The 19,381-nt window shown below is 62.7% G+C and carries 19 protein-coding genes; 13 read left to right on the top strand and 6 right to left on the bottom strand.

Annotated features, from left to right (window positions below; translation table 11 throughout):
- Positions 1-203: 203 nt before the first annotated feature.
- Positions 204-1,100 carry a hypothetical protein gene (locus tag J1C49_RS05165; protein ID WP_227444738.1) on the top strand — a complete coding sequence of 299 codons (897 nt, stop codon included), beginning with the start codon at positions 204-206 and terminating at the stop codon, positions 1,098-1,100.
- A 612-nt stretch (positions 1,101-1,712) separates the two neighbouring features.
- Here the strand turns inward: J1C49_RS05165 and J1C49_RS05160 are convergent.
- Complete coding sequence (locus J1C49_RS05160; protein WP_227444781.1) at positions 1,713-2,171, bottom strand: tetratricopeptide repeat protein; 459 nt, start codon at positions 2,169-2,171, stop codon at positions 1,713-1,715.
- 120 nt (positions 2,172-2,291) lie between these two features.
- Here J1C49_RS05160 and J1C49_RS05155 point away from each other — a divergent pair, with 120 nt between their 5' ends.
- A complete protein-coding gene (locus tag J1C49_RS05155; RefSeq protein WP_370639375.1) occupies positions 2,292-3,635 on the top strand; it encodes a cytochrome-c peroxidase in 1,344 nt (447 codons plus the stop codon).
- 228 nt (positions 3,636-3,863) lie between these two features.
- Here J1C49_RS05155 and J1C49_RS05150 read toward each other — a convergent pair whose 3' ends face one another.
- Positions 3,864-4,325: an NUDIX hydrolase gene (locus J1C49_RS05150; RefSeq protein WP_227444737.1), complete on the bottom strand. Its 462-nt coding sequence runs from the start codon at positions 4,323-4,325 to the stop codon at positions 3,864-3,866.
- Positions 4,326-4,436: 111 nt separating this feature from the next.
- A complete protein-coding gene (locus J1C49_RS05145) occupies positions 4,437-5,465 on the bottom strand; it encodes an AraC family transcriptional regulator (RefSeq protein WP_227444736.1) in 1,029 nt (342 codons plus the stop codon).
- 245 nt (positions 5,466-5,710) lie between these two features.
- On the opposite strand from J1C49_RS05145, the gene J1C49_RS05140 reads away from it, so the two are divergent.
- The 10 genes from J1C49_RS05140 to ureG all read left to right on the top strand — a co-directional run bounded on the left by J1C49_RS05140 (position 5,711) and on the right by ureG (position 12,894).
- Positions 5,711-6,199, top strand: a complete 489-nt coding sequence (locus tag J1C49_RS05140; RefSeq protein ID WP_227444735.1) for a twin-arginine translocation pathway signal — start codon at positions 5,711-5,713, stop codon at positions 6,197-6,199.
- A 20-nt stretch (positions 6,200-6,219) separates the two neighbouring features.
- Positions 6,220-6,846 (top strand): ferric reductase-like transmembrane domain-containing protein, encoded by a 627-nt coding sequence (locus tag J1C49_RS05135; RefSeq protein ID WP_227444734.1) that lies wholly within the window; start codon positions 6,220-6,222, stop codon positions 6,844-6,846.
- Positions 6,847-7,453: 607 nt separating this feature from the next.
- On the top strand, positions 7,454-8,278 hold the full coding sequence (locus tag J1C49_RS05130) for an urease accessory protein UreD (RefSeq protein WP_227444733.1): 825 nt from the start codon (positions 7,454-7,456) through the stop codon (positions 8,276-8,278).
- Between the two features lie 4 nt (positions 8,279-8,282).
- Positions 8,283-8,585 carry an urease subunit gamma gene (locus tag J1C49_RS05125; RefSeq protein ID WP_227444732.1) on the top strand — a complete coding sequence of 101 codons (303 nt, stop codon included), beginning with the start codon at positions 8,283-8,285 and terminating at the stop codon, positions 8,583-8,585.
- Positions 8,586-8,672: 87 nt separating this feature from the next.
- On the top strand, positions 8,673-8,981 hold the full coding sequence (locus tag J1C49_RS05120; protein WP_227444731.1) for an urease subunit beta: 309 nt from the start codon (positions 8,673-8,675) through the stop codon (positions 8,979-8,981).
- Positions 8,978-9,292 carry an antifreeze protein gene (locus J1C49_RS05115; protein ID WP_227444730.1) on the top strand — a complete coding sequence of 105 codons (315 nt, stop codon included), beginning with the start codon at positions 8,978-8,980 and terminating at the stop codon, positions 9,290-9,292. The genes J1C49_RS05120 and J1C49_RS05115 overlap by 4 nt, the downstream gene beginning before the upstream one ends.
- Before the next feature lie 3 nt (positions 9,293-9,295).
- Positions 9,296-11,056, top strand: coding sequence for an urease subunit alpha (gene ureC / locus J1C49_RS05110; RefSeq protein ID WP_227444729.1), 1,761 nt, complete (start codon positions 9,296-9,298; stop codon positions 11,054-11,056).
- A gap of 2 nt (positions 11,057-11,058) precedes the next feature.
- Positions 11,059-11,667 (top strand): urease accessory protein UreE, encoded by a 609-nt coding sequence (locus tag J1C49_RS05105; RefSeq protein ID WP_227444779.1) that lies wholly within the window; start codon positions 11,059-11,061, stop codon positions 11,665-11,667.
- A complete protein-coding gene (locus J1C49_RS05100; RefSeq protein WP_227444728.1) occupies positions 11,645-12,286 on the top strand; it encodes an urease accessory protein UreF in 642 nt (213 codons plus the stop codon). The genes J1C49_RS05105 and J1C49_RS05100 overlap by 23 nt, the downstream gene beginning before the upstream one ends.
- Positions 12,283-12,894 (top strand): urease accessory protein UreG, encoded by a 612-nt coding sequence (gene ureG, locus J1C49_RS05095; RefSeq protein WP_227444727.1) that lies wholly within the window; start codon positions 12,283-12,285, stop codon positions 12,892-12,894. Before J1C49_RS05100 ends, ureG begins: the two co-directional genes overlap by 4 nt.
- Positions 12,895-13,023: 129 nt before the next feature.
- Here ureG and J1C49_RS05090 read toward each other — a convergent pair whose 3' ends face one another.
- Both J1C49_RS05090 and J1C49_RS05085 read right to left on the bottom strand, forming a co-directional pair.
- Complete coding sequence (locus J1C49_RS05090; RefSeq protein WP_227444726.1) at positions 13,024-15,411, bottom strand: YbcC family protein; 2,388 nt, start codon at positions 15,409-15,411, stop codon at positions 13,024-13,026.
- 3 nt (positions 15,412-15,414) lie between these two features.
- Positions 15,415-16,986 carry a proton-conducting transporter membrane subunit gene (locus tag J1C49_RS05085; RefSeq protein ID WP_227444725.1) on the bottom strand — a complete coding sequence of 524 codons (1,572 nt, stop codon included), beginning with the start codon at positions 16,984-16,986 and terminating at the stop codon, positions 15,415-15,417.
- 93 nt (positions 16,987-17,079) lie between these two features.
- Here J1C49_RS05085 and J1C49_RS05080 point away from each other — a divergent pair, with 93 nt between their 5' ends.
- The gene (locus tag J1C49_RS05080) at positions 17,080-17,946 is read left to right on the top strand and encodes a LysR family transcriptional regulator (protein WP_227444724.1); all 867 of its coding nucleotides are present in this window, start codon (positions 17,080-17,082) and stop codon (positions 17,944-17,946) included.
- A 477-nt stretch (positions 17,947-18,423) separates the two neighbouring features.
- On the opposite strand, the gene ppk2 is transcribed toward J1C49_RS05080, so the two are convergent.
- Positions 18,424-19,362, bottom strand: coding sequence for a polyphosphate kinase 2 (ppk2, locus tag J1C49_RS05075; protein ID WP_227444723.1), 939 nt, complete (start codon positions 19,360-19,362; stop codon positions 18,424-18,426).
- Positions 19,363-19,381 lie beyond the last annotated feature (19 nt).

The raw sequence follows: 19,381 nt of genomic DNA, 5'->3' as shown, positions 1-19,381 counted from the left end.
GCAACTTGTGCGCAAGTCCAAAAATGCAATCGCCGGTGAGACCTGGACCGAATTCCGCAACATCCGCAGCATTCGCTGGGCACGCCCCGCGCGCATGATGCTGAATTGGAAACGTATCGTTTATGAAAAATTGCTCTCAAACACATCACTGACAAGATATCTTCACATTGCTGCGCCCACGCGGAACAGGGAAAGGGTTTGTTGTGCCGGATTATTCGAAAGTGTTTTCGTATCAAACCGAAGGTTTGTCTTATACGGTCTCTCTCTACGAGATCGAGGGTCAGGTGCTTGCCGATATTCAGGTGACCGAAGGCAGCATGGACGTAAACGCCGTCTACTTCGGAGATGATGACTTTTCCGGATCGAGTGAATCCCTCGCCGGCCCGTTGAACATGAACGGTTCCAGGCTGGATGGTGACAGGGTCCAATGGGACGACGCCGAGGCGCTCAGCGATCCGGGACTCGGTCCTGACGGTACGGAGAAGGAAACCTTTGTTTCGGAAGGCGACACGCTGACGATCGCCCTCGACGATGTCTCAATCGACGACATCGATGTTTTCGGCATCCGCGCCACATCGACATCGAACGACGAAGGTTCGATCAAGGGTGTCTCCCACGACCCCGAAATTCCGGAAGAGCCAGAAGATCCTGAAGAACCACAAGAGCCGCTTTTCGAAAAGGTTTACTTCGGGACCCAAACCGGCGACCAGGTCGTCGGCGTCGCGATTGCAGCGGAACCCCGCGAAGGCGTTGTGGACGTGCTGGATGAAGGTGTTGAACCCACCTTTGAAAACTACCTCGCGTATTACGAGAATGAAACCGACTTGGGTGGTGTTCCGGCCCTCGAAGAGATCGTATTCTATGAATATTCCGACGCGGTAGACTACCCGGTCGAGATCTTCAGCATCGAGGCGCCAGACGGGGGTTTTGCGGATACCGAGGAGGTTCTTGCAGCCTATGATGCCGCGATTGAAGCGGGCGCGCTTGACGATTACGATGGTGAGGATCTGATTGCGGCGTTAAGCCTCCCAGACGATACCGAAGCCGAGTTTTCCGACGAAACAGGTGACGACATCGAAGATGATGTCGAATTCGCCTGATCTCTCCAGCTCATTGAAGCGCGCCCAATCCGCCTTGGGCGCGCTTCAATTTTCACACAACCAAATTTCGAGTCTACCAAGAACCGCAGGGTTTGGCACAGGCGAAGGCCGCGCAGGCCGTATCTGAGGCCGTCCAAAACCCACGGTGCGGAACGACCCCGGCCGGCCCGAGGGCTGGCACTGCGCTCTCAGACAGCCCGCTGCGTTACCGGTATGCGTTTGAGGCGCCCGCGGCGCAGATCCCGGCCCAGGCCTCGCTTCGGGTGAGACTCTGGGGTTGGAGCCTGAAAGCGCGGGTTTCATTTCCCGACAGCCAGGGATGTCACACACGGCCATCCCATGACGCACGAGGGCCTTGCGACGGCACCCTGATGCCGGTGGTCACCGGGCACTCGCGCGTGTTGGGTCGGATGGTCACGTCATGCGTCTGATCAACTGCGAATCACAACCGCGTGATCATGGTGCGCAACTCCAATGCTCAGACCACTATCGGAAATATCTTCCGGCAGCGGTCCAGGGCCCTCAACATATCGTCATTGAATCGAGAAAAATTCCTGTAAACCTGGTCTGACACTGAGAAAATTTGCCAAAACCGCTTCGACTGCGCCAAGATCAACGAAATGGATACATCCACACCCGATAGTCATTGACCAATTGATGCGCTTTCTCGATTTCGTCTTTTGTCATCTTCTTGATGACCTCCTCGACCGAAATGGCGGCGTCCGGATCGCCGCCAATGGTCGAGAGTTGATACCACAGAAATGCCCGAACGAGGTCCGGTGTCGGCAGGCCCAAGCCGGTCTCGTAGTACCACCCGACCCCGGATTGCGCGCCGGGATGCCCTTTCATCGCAGAGCGCAGATACCAGTCGAAGGCCCGGACATGATCCTGTTCGACACCAAGGCCAAGGGCATACATCACACCGATGAGTTCCTCGGCATCCGCATTTCCGGAGCGCGCCAGCGGCCACATCGCCGCATAGGCTTCTTCGAACCGATGCGCCTCCATAAGGTCACGCGCATGCTCCAGCGTCTGGGCCTGGCCAAGGCTTCCCCAAACCGCGATCACCATCGCTCCCACCGATCGGAAGATGACATGATGCACAGAATGCGACACCGCTCTCAAGACAACGCCCATCAGCTGCTCCGGAGCCTTGGACGACGCATTCGGCAGTTGGTCCCGAACGGTGTTTTGGTCGGGCGAGGACGCCCCACCCCACGCCGTGCCTTCACTTCTCTGGCGCACGCAGCTCTCCTCTCCCTCGGGCTCGCAACCTCCACGGCCGCGGAGGCCATCGATCCCGATGATTTCCTGCAGTTCGACCCGGCGCAAGCCCGACTTGGACAGATGCTGTTTTATGACAAGATCCTGTCGGGCAACCGCAACATCTCCTGTGGCACCTGCCATCACCACGAGCTTGGCAGCACGGATCGGCTCAGCCTTGGTATTGGCGAAGGCGGCATTGGGATCGGGCCAGAACGGGTTGCGATGGACGGCAAGCATCGTGTGCGCGCCCGCATTCCACGCAACGCACCGGCGCTGTGGAATCTCGCGCATCGCGATGTCGCGGTTCTGTTTCACGACGGACGACTCGAAGTCTCGGACCTTTACGGAAATGGCTTTGACAGCCCGGCGGAGGAATACCTCCCGACAGGACTCAATTCGATCATCGCTGCGCAAGCGCTGTTCCCGATGACATCGGACGCGGAAATGGCGGGCGAACCCGGTTCCAACGAAGTTGCCGGTGCCTTCAAGGACCGCATCGACAAGGGCTGGCCGCTGATTGCCAAGCGCGTGCGCACGATCCCGGCCTATGGCGAAATGTTCGTGGATTGCTTTGACCACATCGACAAACCGGAACAGGTGACAATCGTGGAAATCGCCAATGCGATCGCCGCCTTTATCGGGACGGAATTCCGGAGTTTCGACAGCCCGTATGACGCCTATATGACCCAGGGGATCCCGCTTCCCGGTCCGGCGGAGCGCGGGCGACAGCTCTTTTTCGGCAAGGCGCGATGCGCCACGTGCCACAACGGCCCCCTGTTTTCCGATCAGCAGTTCCACGCGGCGGGTATTCCGCAATTCGGCCCCGGCCGGACACGGCCCTTTGACCCGATCCCGCGGGACGTCGGGCGCATGGGCGCCACGGATCGCCTGACAGACGCGTATCGTTTCCGCACGCCGAGCTTGAGAAATGTCGCCTTGACCGCGCCCTACGGCCACAATGGCGCATATCCCGACCTGCGCTCCATGATCCGGCATATGGCCGACCCCAAAACGGCGCGCGCCGAGTGGAAGCGCGAAATGGCGCGCCTGCCGGATATCGCATGGGTGTCAGAAGTGGATTTTGCGATCCTCGAAGACCGGATCGAGCTTGCCCGGCAAGACCGGAATGTCGATATCACGCCGGTGTCGCTGAGTGAGGATGACATTGGCGATATCGAGGCGTTCTTGCTGTCATTGACCGGCGCAAGCGTTGACCGTCTGCCGCTTGGTCGCCCCGATGCGGTGCCCAGCGGGTTGCCGGTTGATTGATCGGAAACGCTCTATTTCAGAAAGGGGCGCACTAAAGGAAGCAGAGGCGTGCTTCACGGGTGCCCCTTTGGCGAAATGAAACCGGAAAAGCCTGTCACTTTGGACGATACACGCGCTGCGTGCGGCTGTGTCTTGGTGGCAATTACCAATTCCGCTCCAGAATGTCGGCGACACACAGGCTGATATCGCGACCAATCCTCATGAATGCGATCGGTCACCAACGCCGGGTTAGCTGGCTTCGGCCAGCAACTCGCGAATAACAGGGACCTTGTGCGGCTTTTTGTGCAGCATCATGAGCAATTGGGCCAATTCCTCTTCATCGACCCGTTTCGCCGCGGCTTTTGGTGAAAACCAGCGACGGGATCGCTCCTTGCGCTCTTTCCAATCGCGTTTGAGCTTTTCGACAAACATGGGATAAACACTGACAACGCAGGGAATTATCTGTCCGTCATCGAGGATCTTCGGATACCGATACGTCCCCAGCGGCACATGGCCGATAAAGCCCTTGGCCCCCGCCTCCTCGAGCGCCTCGATCTCTGCAGCAGCCCATGGTTTCTTGCCATTCATCTCCCAGCCTTTGGGCATGACCCAACGCCGCGATCCGCGGGAGGTGACCATCAACACGCTCACCCGGTCCTTTTCGTCCCATCGAATGGGAAGTGCTGCAATCTGCTCGCCTATCTTGGGCATCTTTGGCCTCCTGGTACCAAGTATATAGGCTTTCATCAACGTTTGGTAAACATCGACTTGGGACCGGTATTCCAGACCAAATAGACGTCGCCGCACCAATAGCCCGCGCATTCATGATGTTTTTTCTCGCCCCGACCGCCGCGACAGATGCGCCTTGCGATAGGCGGCCGGCGGGCATCCGGCCCAACGTTTGAAGGCACGGGAAAACGCGCTCTGGTCCGAAAACCCGGTCAGGAATGCGATTTCTGCCAGCGAATAGCATTGGTCCCCAAGCAAACCTTCCGCGAGTTCACGGCGTGTGGCCTCTCGCAAGGCGTCAAAGCGCACACCCTGATCGGCGAGGCGCCGGTGGAGCGACCGTGCGCTCAGCCCCATTCCCCGCGCCACGTCTTCCATTTTTGGCACGCCCTCACTGAGCGCGCGCGCAATGGCCTCTTTGGTTCGGGCCTCCAGCGTCAGCACGTCCGGGATCGCCCCCAGCGCTTCATCGAGGTGAGACAGAAGGAATTGCGTGATGCCTTGATCGCCAAGAATATTGGGGCGATCGAGCGCTTCATGCGACACGACCAATCCGTCAACTTCGGCCCCAAACCGGATCGGACACCCGAAATAGGCCTCATGAGCATCGATCCGCCGCGGAGCGTCGTGCTGCACCAACACCTCGACCGGCGAAAACGGCACGGGAGAGACCTGCCGGGCCAGCGACACGGCGCTGGCAAGGGTCGCCTCATTGGAAAGCCGCAATCCAAGCCGCCGCGCGCCGCTGCGGTGCAGCACAAACAACACCCCGCGCGGGTCGGCTTGCACCTTGTATGCCACCACGCTCGTCCAGAGCCGCGCATACCGCTCTACCCGAGACAGCGACCCGCGCAGGTTCGGCGCAGCTTTCCATGCCAAGCCAAGCGCGCCATACTCGTCACACCGCATCGAGGCGCCACAAACAAGGGGGAGCGCCGTGACATCTTTCCGCTCGGCGATGCTCTCGAGCATGGCATAATAGGCGTCAGCGGCAATCATGACCTTCGGATCCCAGGGCACGGCAGCATCAAGACCCACCCGGGCAAGCAACGCCACGGCATCGATGTCCGGGCCAGCGGCGGCTACCATCTTGCGGGCAAAGAGGGACGTCACATAGGGCATGGGCGCAGCTTAGACCGGGCGCGGACAACCGCAACATGAACGTCGAACATGGAGCGCGATCAGCCGTGCACCGACACGGGCGGTCCAGATGGGAACCAATGATGCTTCACAATCATGGCATCGCCGCATGACAGGCGGAAAACACGCTTAGAATTGTCGTTCCGGCGCATTAGGTTGGCATTAGCAAAGGGCGGTTCTTTAACCGGACGCCGGACGCATCATCGGCTTGAGACAGGAGATTCCACATGACCAAGGCTTTCCTCAATCGTCGCACCGTCCTCGTGACCGGAGGCGCTGCCCTGGCAACCGCGACCACCGGTTTTCTCACACCGGCCCGGGCTCAAGGCGTGGCGCCCACGCCATCGATGCGCGGGGGATCGAACAATTACCGCCCCGGCGCGCCGATCGTGGAGCGTATTGGCGGAGGCGGCTTCTGGATGACTGGAACGGTTCGGCGGGCCGGCGATGGCGCGCCCCTGCCCGGTCAACGCATCCAGATATGGGCCCATACGACCGAAGGGCATGAACGCGACCCGGAAAGCCATGGCGCAACCCTGACCGATGCCAACGGCGTTTTCCGGTTGGAGATGCCGCAGATCGTCCCGGCTTTTGGTCAACCGCATGGCCATCTCGCCTATGACAGCGGCACCTTCAAGACCGTGTTTCTGCGTCCGATCATGCCACGGGCCCAGGACACGACCCTTGAGGCCCATTTCGTGTTGGAACCGGCCTGAGCAAACCGCCGCGCCATACCATGTCCCGCACCCGCTCGGCGCTGATCTGGATTTGCCTGACGGCTGTGCTCCTCGTTCCGCTCTATGCGGCCGCGGCCAGCCCGCTGCTGGCGTGGCGGGATCCGGTCTATATCGTGGCCGGCTTTGCCGGCGTTGTTGCTTTGTCTTTGCTGGTTGTGCAGCCGCTGCTGATCCTGGGCGCCCTGCCCGGCATGCGGGGATCCCGCGCGCGGGGTGCGCATCGGTGGGTCGGCATTGGGTTGATGGTTGCGGTGGTGCTCCATCTGGTTGGCTTGTGGATCACAAGCCCGCCTGACGTTGTCGACGCCTTACTTTTCGTTTCGCCGACGCCGTTTTCCGCCTGGGGCGTGATCGGCATGTGGGCGGTCTTCGCTGGTGGTGCCCTCGCCCTGTTCCGCGGCCGCCTCAAGATACGATACCGAACATGGCGCCGCGCCCACCTGACACTGGCGGTGCTCGTGGTCCTCGGGTCTGTGATCCACGCGGTGCAGATCCAGGGAACGATGGAAACCGTGTCAAAGATCCTGCTTTGCGCAGCGGCGCTCTGTGCAACCGCGGTGCTCTTGTGGCGGGTGTTTCCGAAGGCAGCCCTCCGGCTTTCCCGCCCCAGAACACGCGGCCCATGAGACCTGTTCTTTCACGGCCCGTTGTGTCCGGACCCGCTCATGCCCGTCAGCCTGCATGCGCCCCCCAGAGAGAGGGCTGCTTTTTCGCGTTCACTTGCGGATCGCCCGCTGGCTGCGCCTCTGTCAGGGGGGCAAGGTCACCGCTCCTCGCGGCAACCGGTGTTGCGCAAACGCACCCCACCCCGCATCAAGGCAATGCCACGAAACCCGGCCTGGCTTATCGACGTCAAAGACCCGTCGCGCAATCGCCGGAAGCATCTGTCCCATGAAGCCGAGCCGCGCGAGATCTCCGGCGCGATCCGGGCGAGGTGACGCGTAGAGACGGGCGCGGATGGCCACAAGCGCAGCGATGCGAGCCCTGCCCGACGCGCATTCCGTCGAGCAGGTCCGGCGCTGTCCGGGTGAAAAACCGGGCCCATGTCGGGCACTCTGTCGCGCCCTCGATCGAGCCACGATCCTCGCGAGGTGTATATATTTTTTGCCCAGTTTCAGGGCAGAACTCACATTTTCGCCCACAAGATTGGCGAAAAGGCCCTTCATGAGTTTGTTTTGCTGGTGCTTCGGGCATTCGGTTGCCAAAAATTCAGAACACAATGAACAGTCGCCCATGACCAGCCATGCAGCCCTGACAGTCCGACCGCCGCGTGCGCACGGGCAGGTTGCGATTGCCGCGAAAAGTCTCGGTCCCGCGCGGTCGGGCTTGTCTCACCTGTATCAGAACGGCTGTGCCCGCGTGCTGACGACACCGGATGACAAGCGTATCGACGGCATTTTGATCAACACGGCCGGTGGGTTGACCGGAGGCGACAGCATCCGCATTCACGCCAAGGCCGAGGCAGGTGCCCATCTGCGACTGACGACACAGGCGGCGGAGCGAGCCTACCGCGCGACCGGTGCCACCGAAGCGACCGTATCCAACAGTCTGCGGCTTGACGCGGGGGCACGGCTCGACTGGCTCCCACAGGAAACCATTCTCTTCGACCATGCCGCGCTGCGCCGCACGTTGCGGGTCGACATGGCCGAGGACGCCACTGCGTTGATCGTGGAGCCGGTGCTGTTCGGCCGACTGGCCATGCGCGAACAGGTGCAGCAGGCCCGGTTCGCGGATCGTGTGTCCCTTACACGCGGTGGCACGCGGCTGTTTCACGATGCCACCACGCTCAGCGGTGCCATCGACACCCAGCTCGACAAACCGGCCATCGCCAACGGCGCGCGCGCGATGGCCTTGCTCGTTTATGCCGCTCCGGATGCCGCCAACCATGTCGACCGTCTGCGCTCGATGCTGCCGGAAACGGCCGGGGTGAGCCTTGCTGCAGACCGGCTCCTTGTCGGGCGGTTCCTTGCATCGGATGGATTCGACCTCAGACGCGCCCTGATCCCAGCGCTTGAACACCTTGCAGGTGGCGCCCTGCCACGATCCTGGAGACTGTAGACCCATGAACCTGACCCCACGCGAAAAGGACAAGCTGCTTGTCGCGATGGCCGCCGAGGTCGCGAGGCGTCGCCTTGCGCGCGGCGTGAAGCTGAATCACCCGGAGGCCATTGCCCTGATCACCGATGCGGTCGTGGAAGGGGCCCGCGACGGGCGTTCGGTCGCGGAAATGATGCAGGCAGGCGCCGAGGTCATCACGCGGGACCAGTGCATGGAGGGCATTCCCGAGATGATCCACGAGGTGCAGGTCGAAGCCACCTTTCCCGATGGCACCAAGCTTGTGACGGTGCACAATCCGATCCGTTGAAGATTGAGTATTTCTGGACAGAAGAAACCCGCATTGCGCATCACACCCAAGCGGCTGCGCGCGGATTGAACGAAGAAAGGATCGACCATGATCCCCGGAGAAATCTTTCCCGCAGAGGGTGACATCACGCTGAACGCGGACCGCGCCGCGATCACGGTGATGGTCGCCAATACCGGTGACCGGCCGGTGCAGGTTGGCAGCCATTACCATTTCGCGGAAACCAACCCCGCGCTTGAATTCGACCGCGCCGCGGCGCGGGGCATGCGGCTCGACATCACGTCCGGCACCGCTGTCCGCTTCGAACCCGGTCAACGCCGCGAGGTCGCCTTGATCCCCTATTCCGGCGCGCGCCGGGTGGTCGGCTTCAACCAGGCGGTGATGGGAGACCTCGGATGACGCGCTTTCTGACGGATCCGCAGGGGGTCTGGGGCAATGTCGTGTCGATGACCATGCTTGCCGCCGAAGCACAGGCCGTGATCGCGATGCGCGGCCTGGGCATGCTCGGCCTCTGGCCGGTTGCGCCGGGCGAACACAGCCTGATGGTGACCGAGAAGGTCGAGGCAATGACCCAAGGGGTCACCGATGCGCATGTGGCCTTCCTGCGCGGAGGCTCATCCGACGCTGTCGCGGCAGCGGCAATTGCCCCGGTGCGCGAGGCCACGAAGGCCAATGCGCATCGGTTGTCCAGTTTCAAACCGGGAGCCTGATCCATGGCAACACGTATCTCGAGATCCGACTACGCCGCCATGTTCGGACCCACCGTCGGAGACCGGGTTCGGCTGGCCGACACCGATCTGATCATCGAGGTCGAGCGTGATCTGACCGCCGAGCGGGCCGGAAGCGCCGGGACCGGCGGATCGGGGCAAAACGCGCTCCTTTACGGCGAGGAGGTCAAGTTCGGCGGCGGCAAGGTCATCCGCGACGGGATGGGGCAATCACAGGCGACGCGGGCGCAGGGCGCGGTCGACACTGTGATCACAAACGCGCTGATCGTTGATCATTCCGGCATCTACAAGGCCGATGTCGGCCTGCGAGACGGGCGCATCCACAAGATCGGCAAGGCGGGCAACCCCGACACCCAGCCCGGCGTGGATATCATCGTCGGCCCCGGAACCGAGGCCATCGCGGGCGAGGGGCGTATCCTGACCGCAGGCGGCTTCGACAGTCACATCCACTTCATCTGCCCGCAACAGATCGAGGACGCGTTGCATTCCGGGCTCACGACCATGCTGGGCGGCGGCACGGGCCCGGCGCATGGGACGCTGGCCACGACCTGCACGCCAGGGCCGTGGCATATCGGGCGGATGTTGCAGGCCGCGGATGCCTTTCCGATGAACCTCGCCTTTGCGGGCAAGGGCAACGCGTCGCTGCCCGCAGCGCTTGAGGAACAGGTCCGCGCCGGAGCCTGCGCGCTTAAGCTGCACGAAGATTGGGGCACGACACCGGCGGCCATCGATTGTTGTCTGGGCGTCGCGGACGCCATGGACGTGCAGGTGATGATCCACACCGACACGCTCAACGAGAGCGGCTTTGTCGAACACACGGTCAACGCCATGAAGGGCCGGACGATCCACGCCTTTCATACCGAGGGCGCGGGCGGCGGACACGCGCCGGATATCATCAAGATCTGTGGCGAGGAGCATGTGCTGCCCTCCTCGACCAACCCGACGCGGCCTTTCACCGTCAACACGCTCGAAGAGCATCTCGACATGCTGATGGTCTGTCACCACCTCGACAAGCGTGTGCCAGAGGACATTGCCTTTGCCGAGAGCCGGATCCGGCGCGAGACCATCGCCGCCGAAGACATTCTGCACGACATGGGCGCGTTCTCGATCATCGCGTCCGACAGCCAGGCCATGGGCCGCGTCGGCGAAGTGATCATCCGCACCTGGCAAACCGCCGACAAGATGAAGAAGCAGCGCGGGCGCTTATCCGACGAAACCGGCGAAAACGACAACCTGCGTGTGCGGCGCTACGTGGCAAAATACACCATCAACCCGGCCATCGCGCACGGGATAAGCCACGAGATAGGCTCCATCGAAGAGGGCAAGCGCGCGGATCTGGTGCTCTGGAACCCGGCATTCTTTGGCGTCAAGCCGGAGATGGTGCTGCTCGGTGGCACCATCGTCTGCGCGCAGATGGGTGACCCGAACGCCTCGATCCCGACACCACAGCCGGTCTATACCCGTCCGATGTTTGGGGCCTATGGCCGCTCGGTTGAGCATTCCGCCGTAACTTTTGTCTCGGAAGCGGCGCAGGCCGACGGCATTGGGAACCGGCTCGGGCTTGCCAAGCAGACGCTTGCGGTCAAAGGCACGCGCGGCATCGGAAAAAGCGACCTTGTGCTCAACACGGCCACACCAACCGTGGAAGTGCATCCCGAAACCTATGAAGTGCGCGCGGATGGCGAACTTCTGACCTGTGACCCTGCCGCGGAGCTTCCGATGGCGCAACGGTATTTCCTGTTTTGACCATGCTGACAGCCACCCGCTATCACCCCCATGCCCACGGAACGCCCTTCGCCACCCTCTCGCTCAGCTATGAGGCGCGGTTCCTGCGAAGACGTGTCCTGCAGACCGACGACGGCATGCCGTTCCTTCTGGACCTGCCCCAGACAACCTCGCTTGATCACGGCGGTGTGGTGATCTGCGAAGACCAGCGCGAGATTGAAATCCTCGCAGCCCCGGAAAAGCTGCTGGAAGTGCGCGCGATGAATGCGGAGACGGGCGCGTCCAAGGGCCCGGCGACGGGGTCGCTTGTGCGACTTGCCTGGCATATCGGGAACCGGCACACCCCCTGCCAGATCGAGGCAGATCGTTTGTTGATCCAACCGGATCATGTCATCGCGAAAATGCTACAGCAACTCGGCGCACTGGTCAGAGACGTGCATGAGCCCTTCACCCCGGAAGGTGGCGCATACGGGCATGGCCGCACTCATGGCCACAGTCACGGCGATGCGCATGGTCACAGTCACCCCCATGCGCAGGATCACGGTCATGGGCACAGTCACACCCACGGGCATCCTCACGACCCCACAAACGAGCATCAAGATCACAGCCATGGTCCCACACATGTGCCGTGACAGTGCAACGCTTACTCTCGCACAATGGCTGTCGCCTGCGTTTCCGGTCGGTGCCTTTGCCTATTCGACGGGTCTCGAACGCGCAGTTGCCGACGGGCTGGTGTCCCCGGAAACGCTGGAGGACTGGCTGCTCGACATGCTGGACCATGGCACCGGACGGAGCGAGGCGCTTCTGATCCGGGCCGCCGCGCAGGACGATCCGGCTGCAGTCGATGCGGAGGCCCGGGCCTTCTGTGCATCGCGTGAGCGGTTGGCAGAAACCAAGGCTCTCGGATCGGCATTCTGCGCCCAGCTGCGGACCTGGGGAATCGATGTGGCAGATCTCACCTACCCCGTGGCCTTTGGACACGCCGTGGGGGTGCAGGGCTATCCGATTGATCTTGCCATCGCGCTGTACCTCCAGGCTTGGGTTTCCAACGCCGTGGCCTGCGCTCAGCGCCTGATGCCCCTTGGTCAGACAGAGGGACAACGGATTGTCGCGGCCCTCACGCCCGTGGCACAGAGAATCGCGCAGGAGAGTGCGGGGACAACGCTCGACGATCTGACGAGCCAAACCATGGCAGCCGATATCGCAGCCATGCGTCACGAAACCCAAGAACCGAGGATTTTTCGCACATGACCTCCCCTCACGGCCCCTTGCGCGTCGGTATCGGCGGCCCGGTCGGCGCGGGCAAGACGTCGCTCACCGCAGCGCTTGCAAAACGCCTCAAGGACACCCATTCCATCGGCGTCATCACCAACGACATCTATACGCAGGAGGATGCCGAAGCGCTGATGCGCATGCAGATCCTGCCGGAAGACCGGGTTATCGGGGTGGAGACCGGCGGGTGCCCGCATACCGCGATCCGTGAAGACGCCTCGATCAACCTCGCGGCCGTCGCTGAAATGCGGGCGCGTCATCCCGATCTCGACGTGGTGCTGATTGAAAGCGGCGGAGACAACCTGTCGGCCACCTTCTCGCCGGAGCTTGCCGATGTGACCCTTTACGTGATCGACGTGGCAGCCGGGGAAGAGATTCCCCGCAAGGGTGGCCCGGCAATCACCCGCTCGGATATTCTCGTGATCAACAAGACCGACCTGGCGCCCCATGTCGGCGCCTCATTGGACGTGATGTCCCGCGATGCGGGCCGGATGAGGGGCGAACGCCCTTTCGTCTTTGCGTCAGTCCGCAACGACCAGGGCGTCGATGCCGTGCTGGACCATCTCAAGGGAATTTCCGGGCTCTGATCGCGTTTGTGCCCGACCCCTTCTGTAAGCTCACCGCATCCTGCCGGCGCGTGACCTTCATGTGATTGAAGACAACAAGGGCCGCTCCCTCGAGAGCGGCCCTTGGCGTTCAGGGGAGGGGCGCAGGGATCAAGCCGCGCGGACCTGCTCTTCGGCCCGGCCCCGGGCCGCCTCGCCGGCAACGACCCAACCGCCACCGTCATAGCGATGCGCCACGCGCCCTTCGTCATCCATCGCTGAGAGGGCAAGCCACCCGTTGTCAAAGAGGGCGCGGACCTGCGGATGCTTGTCGAGAATACCCTGGATCGCCTCGGTCGGGGCGGCCACAATCACCGATAGCCGTACCGGCTCATGGCGCAGCGTGTCGCCATCATGCACCGACTGCCGCGGCAGGCCAGCCCGCAGCAGCCCGCCATTGCCCTCAACCACGCCGATCCCCGCAGTCACGTTGTGCAGCAGCTTGTTGCCCCCACCAAATGCCTCAGGCGCCAGCGCGGAGCCATGATATTGCAGCGAAATCCAGCTCGCAACGACCACAGGCGCGGTCAGGATCAACTCGAGCACGCCGTAGCCGTCATCTTTCGCGTGATCGTAATCGTGCAAGAACACCCGACCGCCCAGATCGCGACCCACGCTGCGCATGCGCGGTGCCGCGAGGAACGCCTGACAGCCCGCCAGACCCCATTCGGGGCGAAGCTCGGACCAGTCTCCGCCCCGCACGGAGACATCGGCTTCGCCGCTTGCGCGCGGCAGGAGCAGAGCCCGCGCTGTCCGCGCCGACCGTGCCGCGGTCTTAAGCGCGGCCTTGAGCCGTTTCATGGAACCGGCAGACGCAGCCGGGATCGGCGCATCCTCGTAGAGCGTGACTTCATCGGTGACCGTGTCATGCAGCCCTGCCACGAAAACCGTTTCGGCGGGAACCGCAATCCCTTCCAACGCCAGACCGCCACGAACCTCCGCATCATTGAGCAGCCCGGCCAGAAGCCGCGCGTTGACGTCGCCGGCATGGCCACCACAAGCACCACATTGTAGCGCACTGGCATGCGGTGCATTGGTCACTGTTGCGCCATGGCCGGCGATCAGGACAACCTTGCCGAACCCTTCTGTCAGCGACATTGCCCCCAGAACGGTCTTGGCCGCAGCGATCCGATCTGCAAGCGTCAGGGTCAGGCGCGGGGCCGGCTCCAACCGGGTCTTGGGTTGCGCCGGCAAGCTGTCCCGCAGCAATTTGCCAAGATAAAGCGGCCCCGCCGCCTCGACAAAGGCGAAGGCAGAAACAGCGGCCATCTTGAACCGCCCCCATGCCCGCGTCGCGCGCCGGGTGATCCGCAGATCACCTTCCTGAAGCGTGTCGGCTGCGACGGTCGTTTCAAGACCGGGGTTGAGCAGCACAGGCGCCCGTGCCTCGGCGATGTCGGAGCCTTCGGCATGGTGCGTCACGGCCAGACCGAAAAAGCCGGCAAACCCCTTGGTGGCGATCCCCGCATCTGCCGCTTCCAGTGCCCGCCGGAACGGTTCGGAGCGGACGTCGATACAGAACGCGGCCTGGATGTCCGGGGTTTGTGTCCGCGGTTCCGCGTCGGCTTCAAGGGTCTCCTTCAACCGCCGCTCGGCCGAACGATCCGCGGCTTCCTGCAAGGCGGCATCGATCCGGTTGTCCAAGGACGGTTCAAGCGGCGTGGCATAGTCCTCACGCGCTGCGGCCCAAGCCGTCAAGGTCTCGGCTTGCGCCTTTTCCAGAAGCGCCGCCTCGAACACAAGGCGGATGGTCAGCAACTCCTGCGTTGTCGAATCCTGTTGCCCGTCGCGCTCCGCTGTCCAGCCGATATGCCGCGCATATTGCGCCCACCCACCAAGGCTCATCAGCAGCCGGTGGAAGTAGAGCGGCGCATTCTGATCATCGAGGCCAAGCGATTGCGACGCGGCTTCGAACCCGGCTTTGGCGCTGTCGGGCAGGTCCGCCACATGCTGCGCAAAGCCGGACAGCCCGGCGATCCCCGGTGTCAGATCGCGGCTCGCAAAGGCACGCCACGCCTCGTAGAGACCGCCCTGGGGCGCCGGCCAGAAGGCCTGTCCTTCATCGAAATAGGCCGCGCAGAACGCGCCTATCCGGTCTTCGACAAACTCGTTCCAGCCAATGCCGGTCATGTCTTCGGCAAGGTCGGTGACAGTGGGCAAAGGCTTGGGCGCCGGAGCGGTTTTGTCGAGCGCTGCAAGCAAGTCCTCCACGCTCAATCCCGGATCCGTCGCGATCGCAAGTGCAAGATCGTCCCGCGTGAGCGTGCCGTTTTCGAAAAGGGCCTTGAGTTCCGCACGGGGGCGCAGGATCCGCAAGCCTGCGACCTTTTCCATCCGTGCCGCCGTCAAGGCCCGTGGCTCTCCCGCCTGACCGAGAAAGGGGTTTACGGCCACGGTTGCCGCGAGTGGAAAGGCCGGCGGGATCTGTGCGATCGCGTTTTCCGCCGCGGCGAACAGCTGCAGGGTGGCACCCTGAAAATGAAGCGTCGAGAGGCTCATGGGTTATCCTTTCCGCGCGGATGGAGTGGCGTTTTTCGGCTGCCAGTGACCGGTCATCCGGTCGGTCAGCGCATTGAGATAGAGACCGTTCATAAGGTGCACGCGCAAGCCGGCAGCCGCAGGATGCGTGGCCCAGAGCGGGAAGGTTGCCTGTGCAAAGGCCGCGAGACCGAAGCTGCTGACGGCGAGCACGATCACCGCCCAGATCAACCCGTCCGGGGCCGGCGGCGTCGGGATCATCCCGGCCGACGCGGCCGTGATCGCCCATTGCAGCGCGAAATAGGCCAGCGTTGCCGCGAGCGACATGGCCACCGTGCGCCGGGTCAGCTGCGCCGGGGCGAGGTCCGCCAGCCCCTGCGCGATAAGGTAGGCCACACCGAAGATCAGGATGGCGCCAAGCGCAATGGTCTGAGGAGCCTTGCCGGTGATGCCGAAAAGCAGGCCCACACCGATATAGATGGCGAGCGACAGACCAAACGCCTTGGCGACCGCCGGCAATCCGGGAACGGCCACCGGGCCCGGCCTGCGGATGGACGCCACCTGTTCCACAGCCCCGCCTGACGCGAGAAAGGCATGCGCCTTGTAAAGCGAGTGCGCAACGATGTGCAAAAGCGCCAGCGGGAACAGCGCGAGGCCGCATTGCAGAACCATGAAGCCCATCTGCGCCGAGGTGGACCACGCAAGCGAGGTCTTGACCGCAGGCTGGGTCAGCGCAACGGCAGCCCCGATCAGCGCCGAAAACCCGCCAATCAGCGCCAGAAGCGCAAGCACACCAGGCGCCGCAAGGAGCACATCGGCAAACCGGATCAAAAGGAAGCCACCGGCATTCACCACCCCGGCATGCAACAGGGCGGACACCGGTGTCGGCGCTTCCATCACCTCGGTCAGCCAGCCATGCGTCGGCACCAGGGCCGATTTGAACACCGCTGCAATCGCGATGAGGACCGCCGCGAGCCACAGGGACCCCGGCACCGTGCCGCCGGACACGGTCGCGGAAATCGTCCCGATATCGCCGGTGCCGAATGCCGTCACGAGGATCATGGCCGCGCCAAGCAAGGCACCGCTGCCAATCAGGCCAGACACGGATTTCTTGCGGGCGGCCCGCTGGGCGCGAGGCCGCTCCGGATAAAAGAGGATCAACCGTTGCAGGAAGACGCCAATCGCGATCCACGCGACCACCAGTTGCAACAGGTTGGCCGAGGACACAAGCAACAGGACCGTCGCGAGCGTTGCGGACATATTGGCCATGAAGGCGGGCTGGTTCGCCTCGCCGTCAAGCGCCGTGCGCGAAAAGCGCAGCACGATCCAGCCAACGAAGGCCACGGTCAGCATCATTGCCACCGACAAAAGATCCACCCGAACGGCAAACCCCATGCCGCTTATCCCGATCAGCGCGCCGGTGGCCGGGCCCGACACAGCCAAGACACCCGCCGCCGCGAGACCCGCAGCGGTCGCGGCGAGGGCCCCCCATTCCGGCAAACGCAGAAGCGCGCTGCCGCGGGCGACCGGGCGGGTCCAGAGAACGCCGGCAATCGCCATCAAAAGGAGCGGGGCCAGCAACAGTAAATTCGACATGACAGATCTCCTGAAGCGTTTCCGCTGAATTAGAGCAGGCGAAACTTGAAGAAAAATATATAATATCGCAGATATCGTTCTATAAATAAGAACATGGAGACGTTGAACTATCATCACCTGCGCTATTTTCGCGAGGTTGCGCATGAAGGGAACCTGACCCGGGCCGCCGACCGGCTCAATCTGTCCCAATCCGCGCTGTCCTCGCAGATCCGAACGCTCGAAGACCGCTTGGGTCACGCGCTTTTTGACCGGACCGGGCGTCGCTTGGTGCTTACGGAGGCCGGGCGCATCGCGCTGAACCACGCAGACAGGATCTTCGGCACTGGCAAGGAGTTAATCGATACGCTGGAACGCACAGGCACGGCGCGCGCGCCGCTGCGCGTGGGTGCGTTGTCGACGCTGTCGCGAAATTTCCAGATGCGGTTTCTCGAACCGCTGCTGCATTCGGACGATGCCGATGTCATTCTGAAATCAGGCAGCGAAGCTGTGCTGTTGCGGGCGCTGACCGATCTGCGGCTGGACGTGGTGCTGTCGACCGCGCCGCCCAAGGAGACCGACGAAGCGGCCTTCATCGCATGGAAAATCGACGAGCAACCGGTCGGACTGTTTGGCCGCAAAGACCGCCTGAAAGGCGAGTCCCTCGCAGCGCTGCTGCAAACACAACCTTTGATCCTGCCCACGGAAAGCGCGTTGCGCACCGGTTTCGAGGCGCTTGTGGCCCGGATGGCCCTGACGCCCCGGATTGCCTTCGATGTGGATGACATGGCGATGGCCCGCGTTCTGGCACGCGCCGGCGCCGGTTTGGCCATCGTGCCGTCGGTTGTGGTGCAGGACGAGTTGCGGTCCGGCCTGTTGCAACGCGCGCCCTACTCGCTGGATATCATGGAGAGCTTTTATGCCGTCACCATTCGGCGCAGTTTTCCACATCCGTTGCTGAGCCAGTTGCTCACGCCATCCTGACGCATGACGGTTCCAAAAACCGCCGTCCCGGGAGGACCCGCACGGACGGCAACCACGATGCCAACCGCGCGCAATCCACCGTGTGGCTGGTCTCGTATCGTCCGTGTCGGCATCCGGGTGCACTTCAAGGGCTTGCGCCCGCTCGACTGCGCTGGCGCCCTTGGGACAGCGTGTCATTCGGCACCAAGCGGCCCCCGTCCGCAACCTTCACAACCCGCCAAGGATCCGTGCAGCAATCCGAGCGGAGCGTTGTCGTCCTGCACCCGGACGGACGCCGGTCTGGGGCGGCCTCGGCCGCGTGCTGCGGCCCACGGGAGTGTCATCCAACTGCTGCACGACTTGAGGGGGATCACCCGAGGGCCAGCAACAAATGGACAAAACCGTCACGAGCCAATCAGTCCGAGAACATCTCCGCAATCAACCGCGCGACGGCTTGTCCGCGGCGGCGCAAAGTGGCCGCCGCGTCTTGAGGCGGCTTCAGCTCTTGCGGGTATCCGGGTGCAGGGCCGTGCCCAGAATATGATCCGACTTGTGGATCACGTGACCCGCGCCACCAACAATCAGCGGATCCGGCAAGGTTGCGATTTTCGGGTCTTTGCCGGGATAGTCGATCGAGGCGAGGAAATGGCGCATACATCCGAGGCGCGCACGCTTCTTGTCATTCGATTTGATGACCGTCCAAGGGGCATCGGCCGTATCGGTGTAGAAGAACATGGCCTCCTTGGCCTCTGTGTAATCGTCCCACTTGTTCAGCGAAGCCTTGTCAATCGGGCTGAGCTTCCACTGCTTGAGCGGATCGGTCTCGCGGCTTTCAAAGCGGCGCCTCTGTTCATCCTGTGTCACCGAGAACCAGTATTTGAAGAGCTTGATACCCGATTGCACAAGCATCCTCTCAAAGGCCGGGGTCTGGCGCATGAACTCGAGATATTCGTTTGGCGAGCAGAACCCCATGACCCGCTCGACACCCGCGCGGTTATACCAGGACCGATCATAGAGCACGATTTCACCGTCGGTCGGCAGATGCCGAATGTAGCGCTGGTAATACCATTGCCCGCGCTCCTCTTCGGAAGGCTTGTTGAGCGCGACAACCCGCGCGCTGCGTGGATTCAGGTGCTCGGTAAATCGTTTGATCGTTCCGCCCTTGCCCGCCGCGTCGCGCCCTTCAAACAGCAGCACGAATTTCTGACCGGTTTCCTGCGCCCAAAGCTGCACCTTGAGAAGCTCGGCCTGAAGCTGCGCTTTCTGACGCTCGTAAGAACGCCGCGAAAGCCTGTCACCATATGGATACACGCCGGTTTCAAAGGCGCGGCGGATCTCGTCAGGACTTGGCGCTTGCGCACGGGTCGCGCGCGACGTCTTGGCAGCGCCAGCGGCGCCATTGGCGGCAGGTTCCACAGCAGCAGGAGTATTTGTCATGTGAGGCCTTTCTCTCGAG

Origin of the sequence: Cognatishimia sp. F0-27 (genome assembly GCF_020667845.1) — a bacterium.
In the GTDB taxonomy this organism is placed as follows: Bacteria; Pseudomonadota; Alphaproteobacteria; order Rhodobacterales; family Rhodobacteraceae; genus JAFMPQ01.
The sequence above is the reverse complement of the archived record's forward strand: the minus strand, read 5'-3'. Positions and strand labels throughout refer to the sequence as shown.